This is a genomic window from Gordonia sp. NB41Y (assembly GCF_030718915.1).
GTDB classification, from domain to species: Bacteria; Actinomycetota; Actinomycetes; order Mycobacteriales; family Mycobacteriaceae; genus Gordonia; species Gordonia desulfuricans.
In genome coordinates, this window is record NZ_CP132196.1 from 2328814 (window position 1) to 2343811 (window position 14998).

At 70.7% G+C, this 14998-nt stretch carries 15 protein-coding genes; 3 read left to right on the forward strand and 12 right to left on the reverse strand.

What is annotated here, in order from left to right:
- Window positions 1-19: 19 nt before the first annotated feature.
- On the reverse strand, window positions 20-577 hold the full coding sequence (locus Q9K23_RS10040; protein ID WP_053777452.1) for a hypothetical protein: 558 nt from the start codon (window positions 575-577) through the stop codon (window positions 20-22).
- 201 nt (window positions 578-778) lie between these two features.
- On the opposite strand from Q9K23_RS10040, the gene Q9K23_RS10045 reads away from it, so the two are divergent.
- On the forward strand, window positions 779-3100 hold the full coding sequence (locus Q9K23_RS10045; protein WP_053777453.1) for a LuxR C-terminal-related transcriptional regulator: 2322 nt from the start codon (window positions 779-781) through the stop codon (window positions 3098-3100).
- Here Q9K23_RS10045 and Q9K23_RS10050 read toward each other — a convergent pair.
- The 5 genes from Q9K23_RS10050 to Q9K23_RS10070 all read right to left on the reverse strand — a co-directional run bounded on the left by Q9K23_RS10050 (window position 3033) and on the right by Q9K23_RS10070 (window position 8367).
- Window positions 3033-5813, reverse strand: coding sequence for a LuxR family transcriptional regulator (locus Q9K23_RS10050; protein ID WP_053777454.1), 2781 nt, complete (start codon window positions 5811-5813; stop codon window positions 3033-3035). The genes Q9K23_RS10045 and Q9K23_RS10050 overlap by 68 nt on opposite strands.
- Before the next feature lie 88 nt (window positions 5814-5901).
- On the reverse strand, window positions 5902-7224 hold the full coding sequence (locus Q9K23_RS10055; RefSeq protein ID WP_020791823.1) for a hypothetical protein: 1323 nt from the start codon (window positions 7222-7224) through the stop codon (window positions 5902-5904).
- A 176-nt stretch (window positions 7225-7400) separates the two neighbouring features.
- Window positions 7401-7772: an Rv3654c family TadE-like protein gene (locus Q9K23_RS10060; RefSeq protein WP_053777455.1), complete on the reverse strand. Its 372-nt coding sequence runs from the start codon at window positions 7770-7772 to the stop codon at window positions 7401-7403.
- On the reverse strand, window positions 7769-8113 hold the full coding sequence (locus Q9K23_RS10065) for a TadE family type IV pilus minor pilin (protein WP_053777499.1): 345 nt from the start codon (window positions 8111-8113) through the stop codon (window positions 7769-7771). The genes Q9K23_RS10060 and Q9K23_RS10065 overlap by 4 nt, the downstream gene beginning before the upstream one ends.
- A gap of 32 nt (window positions 8114-8145) precedes the next feature.
- Window positions 8146-8367, reverse strand: coding sequence for a DUF4244 domain-containing protein (locus Q9K23_RS10070; RefSeq protein WP_020790376.1), 222 nt, complete (start codon window positions 8365-8367; stop codon window positions 8146-8148).
- Between the two features lie 311 nt (window positions 8368-8678).
- Between Q9K23_RS10070 and Q9K23_RS10075 the strand changes: the two genes are divergently transcribed.
- Window positions 8679-9410 carry a VOC family protein gene (locus Q9K23_RS10075; RefSeq protein WP_020790375.1) on the forward strand — a complete coding sequence of 244 codons (732 nt, stop codon included), beginning with the start codon at window positions 8679-8681 and terminating at the stop codon, window positions 9408-9410.
- 29 nt (window positions 9411-9439) lie between these two features.
- Here the strand turns inward: Q9K23_RS10075 and Q9K23_RS10080 are convergent, their stop codons facing one another.
- The 4 genes from Q9K23_RS10080 to ssd are packed head-to-tail and all read right to left on the reverse strand — an operon-like array spanning window position 9440 to window position 13117.
- A complete protein-coding gene (locus Q9K23_RS10080) occupies window positions 9440-10066 on the reverse strand; it encodes a type II secretion system F family protein (RefSeq protein WP_053777456.1) in 627 nt (208 codons plus the stop codon).
- A complete protein-coding gene (locus tag Q9K23_RS10085; protein WP_053777457.1) occupies window positions 10063-10896 on the reverse strand; it encodes a type II secretion system F family protein in 834 nt (277 codons plus the stop codon). The genes Q9K23_RS10080 and Q9K23_RS10085 overlap by 4 nt, the downstream gene beginning before the upstream one ends.
- The gene (locus Q9K23_RS10090) at window positions 10893-12062 is read right to left on the reverse strand and encodes a TadA family conjugal transfer-associated ATPase (RefSeq protein WP_020794524.1); all 1170 of its coding nucleotides are present in this window, start codon (window positions 12060-12062) and stop codon (window positions 10893-10895) included. The genes Q9K23_RS10085 and Q9K23_RS10090 overlap by 4 nt, the downstream gene beginning before the upstream one ends.
- Window positions 12059-13117 (reverse strand): septum site-determining protein Ssd, encoded by a 1059-nt coding sequence (gene ssd / locus Q9K23_RS10095; protein WP_053777458.1) that lies wholly within the window; start codon window positions 13115-13117, stop codon window positions 12059-12061. Before ssd ends, Q9K23_RS10090 begins: the two co-directional genes overlap by 4 nt.
- Before the next feature lie 35 nt (window positions 13118-13152).
- On the opposite strand from ssd, the gene Q9K23_RS10100 reads away from it, so the two are divergent.
- Window positions 13153-13344, forward strand: coding sequence for a hypothetical protein (locus tag Q9K23_RS10100; RefSeq protein ID WP_053777459.1), 192 nt, complete (start codon window positions 13153-13155; stop codon window positions 13342-13344).
- 9 nt (window positions 13345-13353) lie between these two features.
- On the opposite strand, the gene Q9K23_RS10105 is transcribed toward Q9K23_RS10100, so the two are convergent.
- On the reverse strand, window positions 13354-14502 hold the full coding sequence (locus Q9K23_RS10105; RefSeq protein ID WP_053777460.1) for a hypothetical protein: 1149 nt from the start codon (window positions 14500-14502) through the stop codon (window positions 13354-13356).
- Complete coding sequence (locus Q9K23_RS10110; RefSeq protein WP_152972760.1) at window positions 14427-14930, reverse strand: hypothetical protein; 504 nt, start codon at window positions 14928-14930, stop codon at window positions 14427-14429. Before Q9K23_RS10110 ends, Q9K23_RS10105 begins: the two co-directional genes overlap by 76 nt.
- Window positions 14931-14998: the final 68 nt, after the last annotated feature.

A 14998-nucleotide genomic window follows, 5' to 3' on the forward strand; every position in this document is an offset into this window, starting at 1 on the left:
GCGGGCAGGAAGTGTCGGCTCACGCACCACATTCCGGCGAAGATCCGTAGCGTTCCCGGTTACACCAGGTGACCGGATAGCCGCCGTTGCCGAATCCCGTCATGGTCATGTAGGTGACACCGGCGCTGTCCGAGGTGAGGGTGCCACGATAGGTGGCCCCGGCGTTCATCGCGCCGGAGAGACCGTCCCCGACCACCGAGGTCCGGCTCACCAGCGTCACGTCCACACCGCCGCCGGAGGCGCCCCAGGTGAGCGTCCAGTCCTCGCCGTCGGCGGCGCCGCTGAACACCGACATCGTCCCGGTCCCGTCCGACGACAACGCCATGCCGCGGGTGTGACCGGTCCAGTCCCCCACGTAGGCGGCGGTGTCGGCCTGCGTGGCCGTCGGCGACGGTGTCGTCGTCGCCGTCGTTGCCGTCGTTGCCGGACCGACTGTCTCCGTGTGTGTTTCGGTGACCACGACAACCGGAGCCGAGGACTTCGTGGAGGTGTCGTCCGGACCGCATCCGACCACGGCACCCGCGAGTCCCACGGCGACGAGGAGCGCGACCGGAAGCCGACGACAGGAGATGTCCATCCACCGATGGTGACACCGGGATCGGCGTGTGCACAGGCTCGTCGTACACCCGGACGACACAGCGGTGAACCGGACGACACAACGGTGAACCGGGCACCACCGCGGTGAACCGATTCCGGACGAAGTGGACGGTTCCGCTCCGCCGCGATATTACCGGGGAGTAGCCTGAGCGGGTTCGGTCCACAGAGCAGTGAGTCGAGGATGTCTGCGACGACGCATGAAGCCATCACCCCGCCACCGGGACTGACGCTGATCGTCGGCGCCTCGACGCGGGAGTCACGCCACACCGTCGACACCATCCTCACGCAGGCGCGCAGGTCCGGAGCACTCGTCCTGCGACATCGCTTCGACGCCGATCACATACACCCGCTCAGTGCGCTCCGATCGCTGCTCCATCACGTCACGCTGCCCGCCGGCACCGCCGCGGACCACCCTGCCCGGCACCGGATCAGCCGCCTGCAACGACTCGTCGCTGCCGACGAACCCGATGTGCTGGCCCTGATCGGCGGCCTGGTGGGACTACAGCAGGCGGCGCGGCCGCTGGGCCCGGTGGTGATCGCGCTCAACGATCTCGATCTGATCGACCGGGCCGGCGCCGATGTACTCGCCGGTGTCGCCCGCCGGCTCCGCGACCAACCGATCGCCATCCTCGCCACCGCGACCCCCGATGCCGTGGTCGACGACCGGATCGTCACCCGCCGTTGGTATCCGACCACCGCCGATCCCGTGGCCGGTGCGTCCCCGACCGGGGCCCCAGGACTGCCGACCGATCCCACCGAGGCCACCCGACGTGCGCTTGCCGAGCTCCGGTCGGGCGACATCGACCGAGCGGCAACCGAACTCGCCGGTGCGGTGGAGTCCAGCACCGACCCGGAGACGCGCGGCCGGCTGCTGGCGGCCGCGGCCGGGGTGGCCGCCGACGTGACCGCCAACCTCGACCAGGTGTCGCTGCTGTTGCGTCAGGCCCTGTCTGCCGACCGGACCACCGCCGCGTCGCTGGAAGCCCAGGTCGCACACCTGCATCTGGGACTCGGCAGCGGCGCGCGGCTGAGCGCACTGGCGCACTCGATGGCGACCGGACTGCGCGACCAGGACCGCATCGCCGGCCGATGGGTCCTCGACGAAGCGCTCTGGGCGATGTATCTGGTCGCCTCCGCCGCCGAACGGCGCGACATCTGGGATCTGTTCGGCAACACAGTCATCGGACTGGGTGATCGCGTCTCGACGTGGGCGACGATCGCCGCCACCGCCACCACGCCCGGCGCCGCCGTGCTCCGGCCACCGGATGACTCCCGGGTCGTGCGGGCGCTCACCCACACCGACGATCCGGCCCAGACGATCCGGGTCGCCTTTGCCACCGGCACCCGCCGGCGTCACTACTGGTGGCGAGATGCCCTGGAACGACTGTGGACTCGGCGGTATCCGACGGCATCGGCGATCTATGCGGGAGTGCTGCTGACCGCCGACGGCATCGACGACGGCAACTGGGACCACGCCGCGACGATCGCCGCCGACGCACTGGCCCTGCGGGCAGATCGCGACCACCATTCGGTCTCCGAGGCATGGCTGCACCACAACCTCGGCATCGTCGAGGCCCATCGCGGAGATGATTCCGCCGCATTGGAACACGCCGCGTTCCTCGGCGAATGGTCGACGCCCCGTGGCGCACAACGTCTCCGGGACAGATCGGTCCACATCCGTGCTGCGAGTGCCCTCGCCGCCGACCGCCCACGGCGCGCTCACCGGCTACTCGGCGGCCTCACCGACGACGCCGGCTACGGCGAGCTGATCGCCGTCGACGACCGCACCGCACTCGAATTCGCCGAGTCCGCCCAGCGCAGCGGCGCCGGTGACCACCTCGCGGCGCTGCGTCGACGCCTGACCGGGATGCTCGACGCCTCCGGGCCGACCACCGCCGATCCGGACGTCGACCCGGACACCGACTACCGCCGGGCCCGCTCGACGATGATCTTCCTCGGCGCCCTGGCGATCACCACCTCCGACGTCGAGATGTTCACCCGGGCGCTGGTCCGGACCGACCGCGATCGGTGGCCCTTCGTGACCGCGCGGATCCGGCTGGCCTTCGCCCGCGTCCTGCGCCGCGACGCCGATCCCGCCGTCGCCGCACAGGCCACCGACCACCTGCGCCGGGCTGCGATGACCTTCCAGCTCCTGGGCGCGACGCCGTGGCTCGAGCAGGCTCGCCGCGAACTGCACAGCCTGGGTGTCCACACGGGTGCGGCGTCGATCATCGGATTCGAACGGCTCAGCGCCATCGAGCAGCGGATCGCCGAGATGGCCGCATCGGGCCGGACCAACCGTGAGATCGCGACCCACCTCATGATGTCGCCGAGTACGGTGGGTACGCACCTGCATCACGTCTACGGGGTGCTCGGCGTGCGATCCCGGGCAGGACTCCGAGATCTTTTGCACCCGAAGCCATCCGACGGTCCGGTCACTCCCCGCTCGACGCCGGGGCCGATGTCTGCGCAAGCGCATCACGGAGTGCCAGCCGCGAGGTGACCGACAGTTTCGCATAGACGTGATGCAGATGGTTGCCGACGGTGCGCGGCGACATCACCAGCCGAGCGGCGATGTCCTTGTTGCTCAATCCTTCTGCGGCGAGCTCTGCGATGTGGCGTTCCCGCGGGGTGAGCCCCCCGGCCGGAACGTCGGCGACGGCGCCCGACGGCGGAGTCCGACGCCGGGTGGAGGCGGTGGCCTCCCATTCCCGGCGCGCCCAATCGGCCCACGGCCCCGCGTCGATCCGGGTGAGGGCGGTGGCCGCGTCGGCGAGCAGCGGACGCGACCGTGTGACCGAATGTCGGCGTCGCAGTGCGGAACCGGCGAGCAGCTGCACTCGTGCACGATCGAACGACCAGCGTTCGGTACCGGGGACCGCGAGGGCCGCGGCGAACAGTCGATGCGCATCCGCATCGGCCGACACGAGGGCGCACGAGGTCAGGTACAGCATCCGTGCCAGCGCGGAACGCTCGGGATATCCGCTGCGCCGCATGGCCTCCACATGGGTTCCTGCGACCTCCCTACGCCCGGTCCGCACCGCGGCGAGGACGATCTCGAAGTCGACGGAGGTCGCCCACCAACTCGGTTCCAGGCAGGTTCCGGGCGAGGTGATCGCGGTGAGGTGCGTGTACGCGGATTCGTGGTCGTCGCGTGCCGTCGCACAGATCGCGAGAACGTGCTCGGCACAACCCGCCACCGTGCGGGCTCGGCGCGGAAGCGCCCAGGCGGCAACCGATTCGGCGATCATGATCGCGACATCCACGTCGCCCCGCCGCGCATGGGCGATACCCAGGTGATAGTCGGCAGCCCATCCCAGCATGTTGGGCGTGGCCGTGGGGTCGTGTGCATCACGGCGGGCACCCCCGTGTGCGGCGATCACCGCACCGTACTCGCCACGGTTCAGGTCGTCCAGTGAGAGCTGCAGGTCGATCCACATCTTGATCATGGGCAGGCCGAGCCGGGTGGCGAGCTCCGACGTCGCCTCGATCGCGGGGCGACATTCGGCGAGATGATCGACAGCCGAGGCGGTTTCACCGATCAGGACCACATCGATCGCCGAGGTCGACGGGTCGGCGAGGCGGGTGATCAGGGTGTCGATCCGCGACAGATCGATGCGGCCGTCGACGGTCGCCTCGTCGAGGGGATGGCGGGAATCGGGTGAGAGCCGCTCGACTGCAGCATGGTAGTGCTCCCACTGCTCCGGACGGCCGCCGAGCCATGTTGCCCAGCGCAGGGCGCGCAGGGCGTCGACGACCACCGGCCCGGCCTGCTGCGGACCGGCATGATGGGCGACCGGCCGGCGGTCCAGCGCGGTTCGCAGGATGCGATGTGCGGCATCGATATCGCCGCGGGGCCCATGCGCCAGGACCGCGCCGGCGCCGGTCGCGGCGACGAGGGACCGGCCGAAGTACGGGTCGTCGACGCGCAGTTGTTCCATCAGTTCGGCGGCGAAACCGACGTCGGTGACCGCGGCGATTCCCACCGCCCGGCCGATGAGCCGTGCCCGGCGGGCCGCGGTGGGTTCGTGGGTCGCCGCCTCGCGGAGCAGGGTGACCCCCTCGTCCAATCGTCCGGCCACGACCGCGGTCTCGGCGAGGAGCGCCAGCCCCAGGATGAGTTCGGTGGGGTCGGCGTCGAGATCGGCGCGGAGTCCGTCGAGATGGTCCCCGAGTTCGTGGGCCGCCTCGGGTGGTACGCCGGTCGATGCGATCCGGATCAGGGTGTCCTGCTCGTCACCGGTACATCGTGCCCAGGTCAGCGAGTCGGCGAGGACCCGGGACCGTCGGGCCGCATCCGTGCCGGCATGCGACGGTGAGGCGAGTGATCGCAGGAACTCCACGAGGAGCACGTCGCGATCGGCGACGGTGCCGGGTACACCCTGCGCGTGAGCGCCCGGCCCCGGCGGGGTGGTGTGGACGATCCGGCGCAGCCGACGGCTGATCGGGAGGATGCGCGGTAGGTCACGGGCACCGGCACGTTGCCTCGGCGAGAGGGATGCGGCGATCTCGTCGAGCGCCGTCGGGTTTCCGGCGGCCCAGGCGATCACCTGGGAGGCGACGCTGCCGGCGATGTCGGGGTGGCGCTGCCGCAGCAGCTCGGCGGCCGATTCGTCGTCGAGCGGGGCGAGCCGGATCGTCGTGATCGGTGCCGGGGAGTCGAGGGCGGGGTGGTGCGTGCCGAGCAGGATGCCGGTCGCGGGGATATCGGCGCATGCCGCGATGACGGTGCGCGACAACGGATCGGCGAGATGGTGGTCGTCGACGACGACGAGCAGCCCCGTCGTCGCGGCCAGACCGGCGAGCAGCGCTCGCGTGTCGGCGATGACAGTGTCCTCGGTCGGACGGGGTCCGTCGGCGAGGCCCAGCGCGATCTGAAGGGTCGGGGGCACCACCGGATCCGAGATCACCGGGAGGAGCAGTTCTTGGAGGGTGGCGAGGGGGATGTCGGTCTCCGACTCCACCCCCGAGGCGCGAAGCACGGTGATCCCGGTGCCGTGGGCGCGGGCGACACACTCGGCGACGAGCGTCGTCACCCCGATCAGTGGATCGCCCACCACCCGGACGACGGGTGCGTCGCCGGCCCTGATGGCCCGGACGAACCCGTCGACCAGCTCGAACTCGGGACGACGACCGACCACCGGGCCCGCGCGGTGCACGCCACGGCCCGCATCGTCGTCGATGATCGTCGGCACGTCACTCCCGCTCGTGTTCACGGCTCTCACCGTGGGGTCTCCCGCCGGCAGGGGCCGGAGGACCGAAGACTAGTCGGCTCCACCGGCCCCTGCGGCGGGGTTGGTGGGATCAGTCCGAGGTGGAGGCGCCACCGTCGGACGAACCGTCGTCACCCGACGAACCACCATCGGTGGATCCCGGCGACGATCCCGCGTCGTCGTCGGACGCGGAGTCTGCGGCCGACGTCCCCGGATCGGCCGGGGCCCCGGAGTCAGCCGAGTCCGAACCTGTCGTCTCCGGTGCGGTGGCCTCCGGTGCGATGGTCTCGGGGGTGGTGGTCTCGGGCGCCGGGGTCTCCGCAGCACCCGTCTCGGGCGCACTCGACTCGGGAGTGGTGGTCTCGGGCGTGGCTGCTTCCGGCGCACTCACCTCGACGGTCTCCGGCGTGGAGGCCGGCGTCGACACGGTGGTGGCGGCATCGGTCGATGTGGCACCCAGCGTCACCGTGATCGATCGGGTGTCGGTGTTCGGATGCGGACTGAGCGACGACGTGCCGTCGAGGATCCCGGCGATACTCTGCTGCAACGACTGCAGCGCCGGGATGCTGCCGAACAGCGACGTCCCGTTCGCCCCGCCACCGGCACCGCCGAGCAGACCACCCGAGGTGATGACGATGCCCGGGATGTCGATACCCAGGAGCGAACCGAGGTTGGGTCCGGAACCGCCGTTGAGGAATCCACCCACGACCTTGCCCGGGAAGTTGAGGAGCGCGTTCATCACGGAGACGGCGTCGCCGTTCTCGACCGCGGTCACCATGTCCTGAATGCCGTCGCCGAGGCCACCGTAGGCGCCGGCGATGGGGCTGATCAGCGCGATCCCACCGATCAGGATCGAGTTCGCCAACTGCCACTTGACCACGGCATTGAGATTCTCCAAGGGCTCGGAGAGCGCCGCGATGATCGGGGTCAGGGTGCCGCCGAACAGGTCGAGTCCCTTGAGAACGGGGACCAGCACCGCGACGAACAGCTGGTTCAGTGCGGCGTCGATGTTGCCGGCCTCGAACTCCGTCTGCGCCGCCGTGAGGTAGCGCGGCAGATCGGTCTGCAGCGAGGCGATGAGATTCGGCCCGATCTCGCCCAGTGCGGCCCCGACGGCCTGCGCATGCTCGGCCTGGTTGTTCAGGATCGCCGTCAGGATGGGGGTGGCGCCCTGGGTGCCGATGGTCGTGCCGATATCCTGCAGATTCGCCAGCGTCTCGGCGATGACCTGCTGGTAGTACACGATCGGCGAGGGTTCGGCAGTCGTGGTGAGGGCTGCGGTGGTGACCGCATCGGCGGCCACGACAGGTGCCGCTCCCGAGGCGAACGGGGCGGCCACGGCCGCGGTGACACCCGCGGCGACGAGGCCCATCATCAGTCCGGTCTGGCGGCGCGGATTACGTGCGACGTGCACTTCGGTTGCTCCTTGTTTCGCGGTGATCAGGCAAGCCCCGCCCCCCGTACGGATGCTCGTCTGTGACGCCTCTCAGGACGGTCACAGGAACGAAGTCTGCGATCGTCACAACGCGGGTTGGCAGAAAATCGGAATCATCTGGACAAATGACTCATCTTGTTCGAGTGGGTAACGATCTACGCCGGGCCGGCGCGCGCGACCGCCTCGCCGTGCCGCACACCGAACGGCCCCAGGTCCACCGCGACCTCGGCACGCACCACCACATCGGCATCGGCCGTCCGGCAGTCGACGATCCGCGCCGGTGGTGTCTGCAGGCCCGCCACACGCACCGCCACCGCACACGGGTCCGCCCCGGCGGCGACGTGATCGGCTGCGGCGGCGAGCGCGGCGAGATCGGCCGCCGACTGTGCACGATGACGTGCGAGCGCCGCCGCGCCGAACACCATCACCAGGAGGATCACCGCGAGCACCGCGACGATCACCCCCGCCGCGGCGGCCGTGGCGAAGCCGCCCTCATCGTCGGCGAGCCGCGTCGGCCCGGACCTCACGGCTGCACTCCCGGCGCGAACACCACCTGATCGGAGCCGTCCGGTTCGGGGACCGCCACCGCCCGGGCCGACATGGTCAGCCCAGGCAGCATCAGCACGCCATCGGTCACCTCGACGACGATCCGTTCATCGTTCTCGCTCACGGTGATCCGTGCGTCGGCCCCGACCAGCCGTTGTCCGGCGGCACGGGCATCGGGGTCGTCGGCGGCGGTCAGCCGGGCCACCTCACGGGCAGCATCGGTGCACCGGATCGAGGTGATGGCCGCCCCGATCCCGCCGAGCGCGAGGATCAGGACGACGACGATCGCCGCGATCGCATACGCCCCCTCGACGGTCGCCATCCCGTCCTCGTCACGCCAGAGCCCATCCACGATCAGCCCACCGACGTGTTCAGGGCCTTGTCGATGATCCCGGTCAGTGCACTGACGATGTCGCCACCGGTGACCACTGTGTAGAGGATCGCACCGAAGGCCGCGGCAGCGATCGTCCCGATGGCATATTCCGCGGTCGACATACCGCTCTCGTCGGTTAGCAGGCGCAGGGCCTGCTCGTCGAGCCAGGTACGGGCAGAGCGGTAGGTTCGTCTGGGCGACATGATGTTTCCTGTTCTCTCGGATGACCGGCGATCTGCGGCCGTACTACTTGGACGCAGCGGGACGCCGTTTGGCTCCCCTGGATTCCGCCGGAATTCCGTCTCCCGCCGAGATCTGCCGGGATTCGGCTTCGGCCCCCGTCCGCCTCAGGTGCGCCCGATGGCGTATTCACCTCGGAGACAGGGCAAACCGACGTGTGCGGATCTCCCACGACAGCATCGGGGCAGATCGCCGGGCAACGAGTCCGTGCTACGGTCCGAGTTAGGGTTACCTAAGAGAACTGGTGCCCCCTACCCCCGAGGAGCGAGCGACGATGCCGGCCACATTCGACCATCTGATCCATTGGGTTGACGATCTCGACGGCGCCATGGCGTCGTACGAGTCGCTCGGCCTGCCCGCCCAGACCGCGCTCACCATGCCGGGATTCGCCAACGCCGCCTGGGGCGTCGACGACGCACGGTACGTCGAACTGGCCGCTGTCGACGACTGGGAAGCGGTGACCACCTCGACATACGCCGGAAGCCTCGAGGTACTCAAACCCGCCATCGACGCACTCGGCGGGCCCGGCCTGCTCACATTCGCCGTCGACGTACCCGACGCCCATGCCACGGCCGCAGCCCTTCGCGACGCGGGCCGCGAGGTGGACGTCGTCGAAGTTCGGTTCGCCGACCGCGATGCGGGATTCGTCGAGGTGTTCGTCCGAGACGCACCTGCCCACTTCCCGTTCTTCATCACCTATGACCCTCCCCGCGCCGAGATCGCCCGCATGCGCGCCGAACACCGAGCCGCGCAGGGCATCTCCCTCGAGGGTCGTCCCGATCTGGCCGCCATCCTGATCCGGAGTACCGACCCGGAATCCGATGCCCGCCTGCTGGCCGAGTTCCTCGGTTGCGAGGCAACCGGTTCGACCGTTGCGCTACCCGGCGCACACGTGCGCTTCGTCGAGGGCCCCACCACCGGCCTCTATGGCATCGCGGTCCGTGATCTCGACATGCCGACCGATTCCGTCGAGGTGCTGGGGATGACAGTGATCGCCGAGCGGTGACGGCCGCCGATCATCGGCGATCGGCACCACTAGATGCCGCCGAGAGTCCGCGTCGCCAGTCCGATCACCACCGGAACGATCCCCAGACAGATGAACGCGGGCAGGAAACACAGGCCGAGTGGACCGCTGACCATCACCCCGGCCCGCTCGGCACGCGCCAGGGCATCGTCGTGGGCCTGGCGTCGTACCGACTCGGCCAGACCGGAAACTCCCTGGGACAGGGCAGAACCCGAACGCGCGGAGCGTCGCGCGAGAGTGGCCAGATCATCGAAGTGCACCGCGGGTCTCGCGTGGGTCCGCCTCCGGGCGAACCGACCGGCCGGGATGCTCTCGGTTGCGGCCCAGGCACGTTCGGGATCGGCGCCGAGTTCGAGGAGTTCGGCGGTGGCCGTCAGCGGCACGGCCAGCGACTCCGGTGCACTGCCCGCGGCGACCCGCGCCGCCGCCGACACCGGTAGCCCGGCTCGCAGGCACACCGCGAACAGGTCGAGGCATGCCGCGACGGCGAACGGGTCGTCGCCCGCGCGGGACACGCCCAGCCACCGGGGTTCGCCGGACCGGCGCGACGGCGAACCGGTGACCCGGCACAGCCGCCACCGCGGACCGGGCCAGCACCAGCACGCCACGGCCAGACACAGCAGGACCGGCGGACTCATCGGGTGAGCACCTTGTCGGTGATCCGATCCGACCAGATCATCCCGGCTGCGACCAGGGCGGTACCGATGACGAGCAGGATGCCACCGAGCCCACCCCCGGTGAGCGTCTGCAGCGGGCGCGCACCGGTGGCCTGCCCGAGCGCGATCCCCAGCAGCGGCAGCACGGCGAGAACGGTGGCGGTGGCCCGCGGTCCGGCCAGTCCGGCGCGCGTGCGTTCGATGAACGCCTTGCGCGCCAGCAGGTCGGCACGCAGGGCTTCGAGCAGGTCGGCGAGCGAGAGACCATGGGCATCCGATGTCTGCCAGGCCACCGCGATCCGTCCCCAGGAGGTATCACCGCTCTCGGCGAGGCCGGCGGCGTCGGGGACGCCGCCGCCCAGTTCCGCACGCCCGGCGAGGACGGCCAACGCATCGGCCACCTCCCCGGGTCCGGCTCGCGCCGCCGCCATCTCGGTGGCGGCGGCCGAGCAGGCGCGGGCCGGAGGCGCACCCACCGCGAGTTCGGCGATCATCAACGACAGCGCGGTCAGCAGGTCGTCTCGCCGACGGTCGGCGGCATCGCGGCGATCCCGGCCGCGGCGACGCCACCCGAGCAGTCCGGCGATGATCCCCACGGCAACCGCCATCGACACCCCGCCGACGAGTGTCGCGACCACGATCCCGGCGACCGCGGCCACCGGTCCCCGAACCCGGTTACCCGCCAACCGAACCCGAGTTCCCGGTGAACCCGATGTCGCCGCGGCCACGCGGTGATGGGCTCGCCCCGGCCCCCACAGCAGTACCGCCACCGCCGTCGCCAGCGGGATCACCGCAGGTGCCCATCCGGTCATCGTGCTGCCACCATCTGCTCGAAGAGATGATGATGGGTGGTGAATCCACTGCCGCGCAACCAGATCGGCACCACACTGACCAGTCCGTCGGTACCGCGGGCGAGGACCCCGATCTCGGCGAGCCCCCGCACGCCGTCGACGGTGCGCGACACCCCGAGCACGATCTGGACCGCGGCGGCCAGCTGACTGTGCAGCGCATCGCGACCCATTCCGCCGAGCGCGGCGAGGGCCTCCATCCGGGCCGGGACCTCCGCGGTGGAGTTGGCGTGCAGCGTGCCCCCGCTCCCGTCGTGACCGGTGTTGAGGGCGGTCAGCAGATCGATCACCTCGGCACCCCGCACCTCGCCGACGACGATCCGGTCGGGCCGCATCCGCAACGCCTGGCGCACCAGCACCCGCACCGGGACCTCCCCCGCGCCTTCGACATTCGCCGTCCTGGCCACCAGCCGCACGACATGCGGATGTGCCGGGGTCAGCTCCTGGGCGTCCTCCACGCACAGCACCCGCTCGGCATCACCCATCTGCCCGATCAGCGCTCCGAGCAGGGTGGTCTTGCCGCTGCCGGTACCGCCGACGATGAGGAACGACAGACGCGCGGAGAGGATCGTCCGGATCACCGCGACCGCATCGGCGGGAATCGCATCCGAGGCGACCAGCGCGTCGAATCCCATTCCGGTGCTGCGGAGGACACGCAAGGACAGACATGTTCCGTCCGCCGCGAGAGGCGGGATCACCGCATGGAGTCGCACCGTGTATCCGCGGCGACCGAGGTTCGACAGCTGTCCGTCCACCCAGGGCTGGGCGTCGTCGAGACGACGGCCGGCACCGAGCGCGAGCCGACCGGCGAGCCGGCGGACCGCGGCGTCGTCGTCGAAGGTGATGGGCGTGAGTTCCAGTCCCGCACCACGATCGACCCACACCCGGTGCGGCCCGACGACGAGTATGTCGGCGATCGACGGTTCGGCGAGCAGCTCCTCGAGCCGTCCGGCACCGGTCAGTTCGGTCTGCAGATACCGCAACGCCGACAACAGGTCGGTGTCGCCCAGTACGCCGCCGGATTCGGCCCGGATGGCATCGGCGATCAGCTCCGCGGTCGGCTCCGCGGCCGCCCCCGCCAACCGCGTCCGCACCCTCTCCAGCAGTGCCTCGTCGCTGCGCCCGGTCATGCGGCCCGCTCACCGATCCGCGCGGCCTGCACGATCGCACGTGCCGCCCGCCGCAGCGGCGACCGTGTCCCCAGACGGAGACGGCCGTCTTCGAGGGCACCCGGCAGTCGTGGGTCCGGGCGGTATGCGGCCAGCACCGCCATCCCGACCGCATCGGCGATCTGCGCGGCCCGCAACCCGCCCGGTGCGGGGCCGCGTACCGCCAGCCCCACCCCGACGGCGTCGTGCAGCAGCCTGGCCGCGACCTGGCGGGCGGCGGCGCACCCCGCGACGGTCGCCGTGGTCACCAGCACCACCAGATCCACGGATTCGACGACCCCACGCACCACCGCGGAATCCGCACGAGGCAGATCCACCACCACCAGATCCCCGTGTGCGCGACCGGCATCCACGGTGGCCAGCACGGCATCGGCGGTGACCGGACGCGGATCGTCGCGCCGTCCGGCGAGCACCGACAACCGATCGCCGACCGCAGGCAGCGCCCGGTGCAACGCCTGCCCGCTCACCGTGCCACCCTCGAGAGTGAGGTCTTGCCAACGCAATCCGGGCCGGTCCTCGACACCCAGCGTGAGGTCCAGGCCACCGCCCAGGTCGTCGGCGTCGAGCAACAGCACCCGGTCACCGTCGTCGACGGCCACCGATGCCGCCGCCGCGGCGAGCACCGATGCCCCGGCACCGCCATGCGCCCCGATCACCGCGATCCCGCCGCCCCCGGCGCGGCGGGGCATCCGCAGATCGGTCAGTCGCCGGACCAGATGGCCCTCGTCGGCGGGGAGCAGTGCGGCCTCACCGGCCCCGAGATCGATCGCCGCCCGCCACACCGCAGGCGGTGGCTCTCCTGCGGCCACGAGCAGCACGCCGTCACGCCGCGGCACCGATGCCGACCGCAATGCGGTCACCGCCTCGGGATCGGCCACCACCGCCCGCGCCCGCAACCACTCCGCCCGACACGACGCCGGCTCCCCGACCACCATCCGGTACCCCGCGGCGGCGGCACACCGGGCGACGTCATCACGCAGATCCGCGTGGACAAGGACGAGAAGGGTCTCGGACATGCCGCCATCCTGCGCGCCCCGGCCACCGGAACCCGGTGATCGGCAGCCCTGCGACCGCCACGCTGTGGACGGCCGTCGAACTGTGCACAGCCGGTGGCCGTCGGCGGGTGAGTACGTCGCGCTACAGCACGAGTACGCCGTCCGAGTCGTCGGCCGGCCCGGCCTTCGCCGACAAGGACTTCGCCGACGAACGGCACCTGGCCACCACCCGTGGCGAGGACTCGTGATCCTCCCGGTCAGCCGCCGGTGCGCACCCACCGCTGATAGCGGCCGACATCGTCGGCGCGGGTGAACTCGGCACCGAGCACCGCGACGGTGTCCGGGGCCAGCTCGGCGAGTTGGATCTCGCTGACCAGCACGACATCGCTGCCCCGGAACTGCTCGACGATCGCCCGCTGATAGCCGGTGGCCCCGGGAAGTGCCGCGGTATGTTCCGCATCCGACACCGACACCTCGCCCATCGCCACGGCGTAGCGGTCGACGAACATCGGGCAGCCGCGCTCGACCTGGTCGCCGGACACATCGGCCTCGATCAGCGCACCGGGGTGGTGCATCCACACACAGTCATGTCCGGCCGCCACTCCCGCGAGGTCCGGCGGCTGCACATGACCGCCGGCGATCACCCGGCCCGCCGCGAGCGCCAGCACCGCCGGTCCCAGCGCGGCGACCCCGGTCACGACCTGCCGAACCCGGACACGAGAGAGATTGCGCCGCAGCACGAACAGTCCATATCCGGCGAGCAGACACAGGGCAGGTGCGGCGAAGCCGGTGTAGTGACCGTAGAACGACGGCGCCGACGCCAGCGCCGCGAGCACCCCCGACGCGAGGACCGACCACCACACCGTCTCATCCCAGCGAGAGGGCACGACCCGTCCGCGCACCGCGACGATCACCGGCGCCGCCACCAGCACCACCGCCATCGCACCGACGATCAGCCACACCACGTTCGGCAGCCTGCCGTGACCGATGAGGGACCCGGTGAAGAAGAACACCCGCTCCCCCAGCCCCGGCCCCGAACGCGGCCGGCCCGACTGGAATCCGATGACATCGGCGATCATCCGGCCCGGGGCCAGCAGGAAGAACGGCAACACGATCACCAGCACCCCGACACCCGCACCGCCGGTGAACCGGGCCAGATACCGCCATCCGTGTCGCGCGAGCACCCACAGACCCACCACCACGAGGGGCACGATCGCCCATAGCTTCACCGTGAGTGCCAGACCGAGGACGACACCCGCGACGGGAGCGCCCCCGGGCCGTCGGACCGACAGCAACGCGACCAGCATCGCGACGTTCAGCAACGGGCCCATCATGAGCATCGTCTCGCCCCACACCGCCGCCGACCACACCGCGTACAGGCCGCCGCCGAACAACGCCGCGACCACGCCGAACGCAACAGCAGCCAGGCCACGAGCCCGGCACAGGCCGCCCCGAGCAGCCCGAAGACCACCTTCGCCACCGCCATCGCGGCCGAGTCGGTGGTCAGCTCCGCCAGCCACGCGAACGGCGTCAGCGCGAGCAGCATCCCCGGCGGGTGGACGAACACGAAGTCGCGGTAGGGAAACTCCCCGGCCACCACATGCTGCGCACCGAGGAAGTACACCGACTCGTCGAAGCCGAACGAACTGCCGAGTAGGCCCTTCGCCCAGGCGAATCCGACGCGGATCGTCGCCGCGAGCACGACGACGGAGGCGACCACCACGATCGCGATCCGCCGGTCCACGGTGTTGGAGATCTGGCGGTCTGCAGTGCCAGCGACCTGGCGGTCCACTCCGTCTGAGGTCTCCCGATACACGGCGACTCCCACGCTCACGGCGAAACCCCTGGTGACACCCACTCGACGATTGAAAGGTGAGCCTAACCTGAATTCAGATCGTGTGG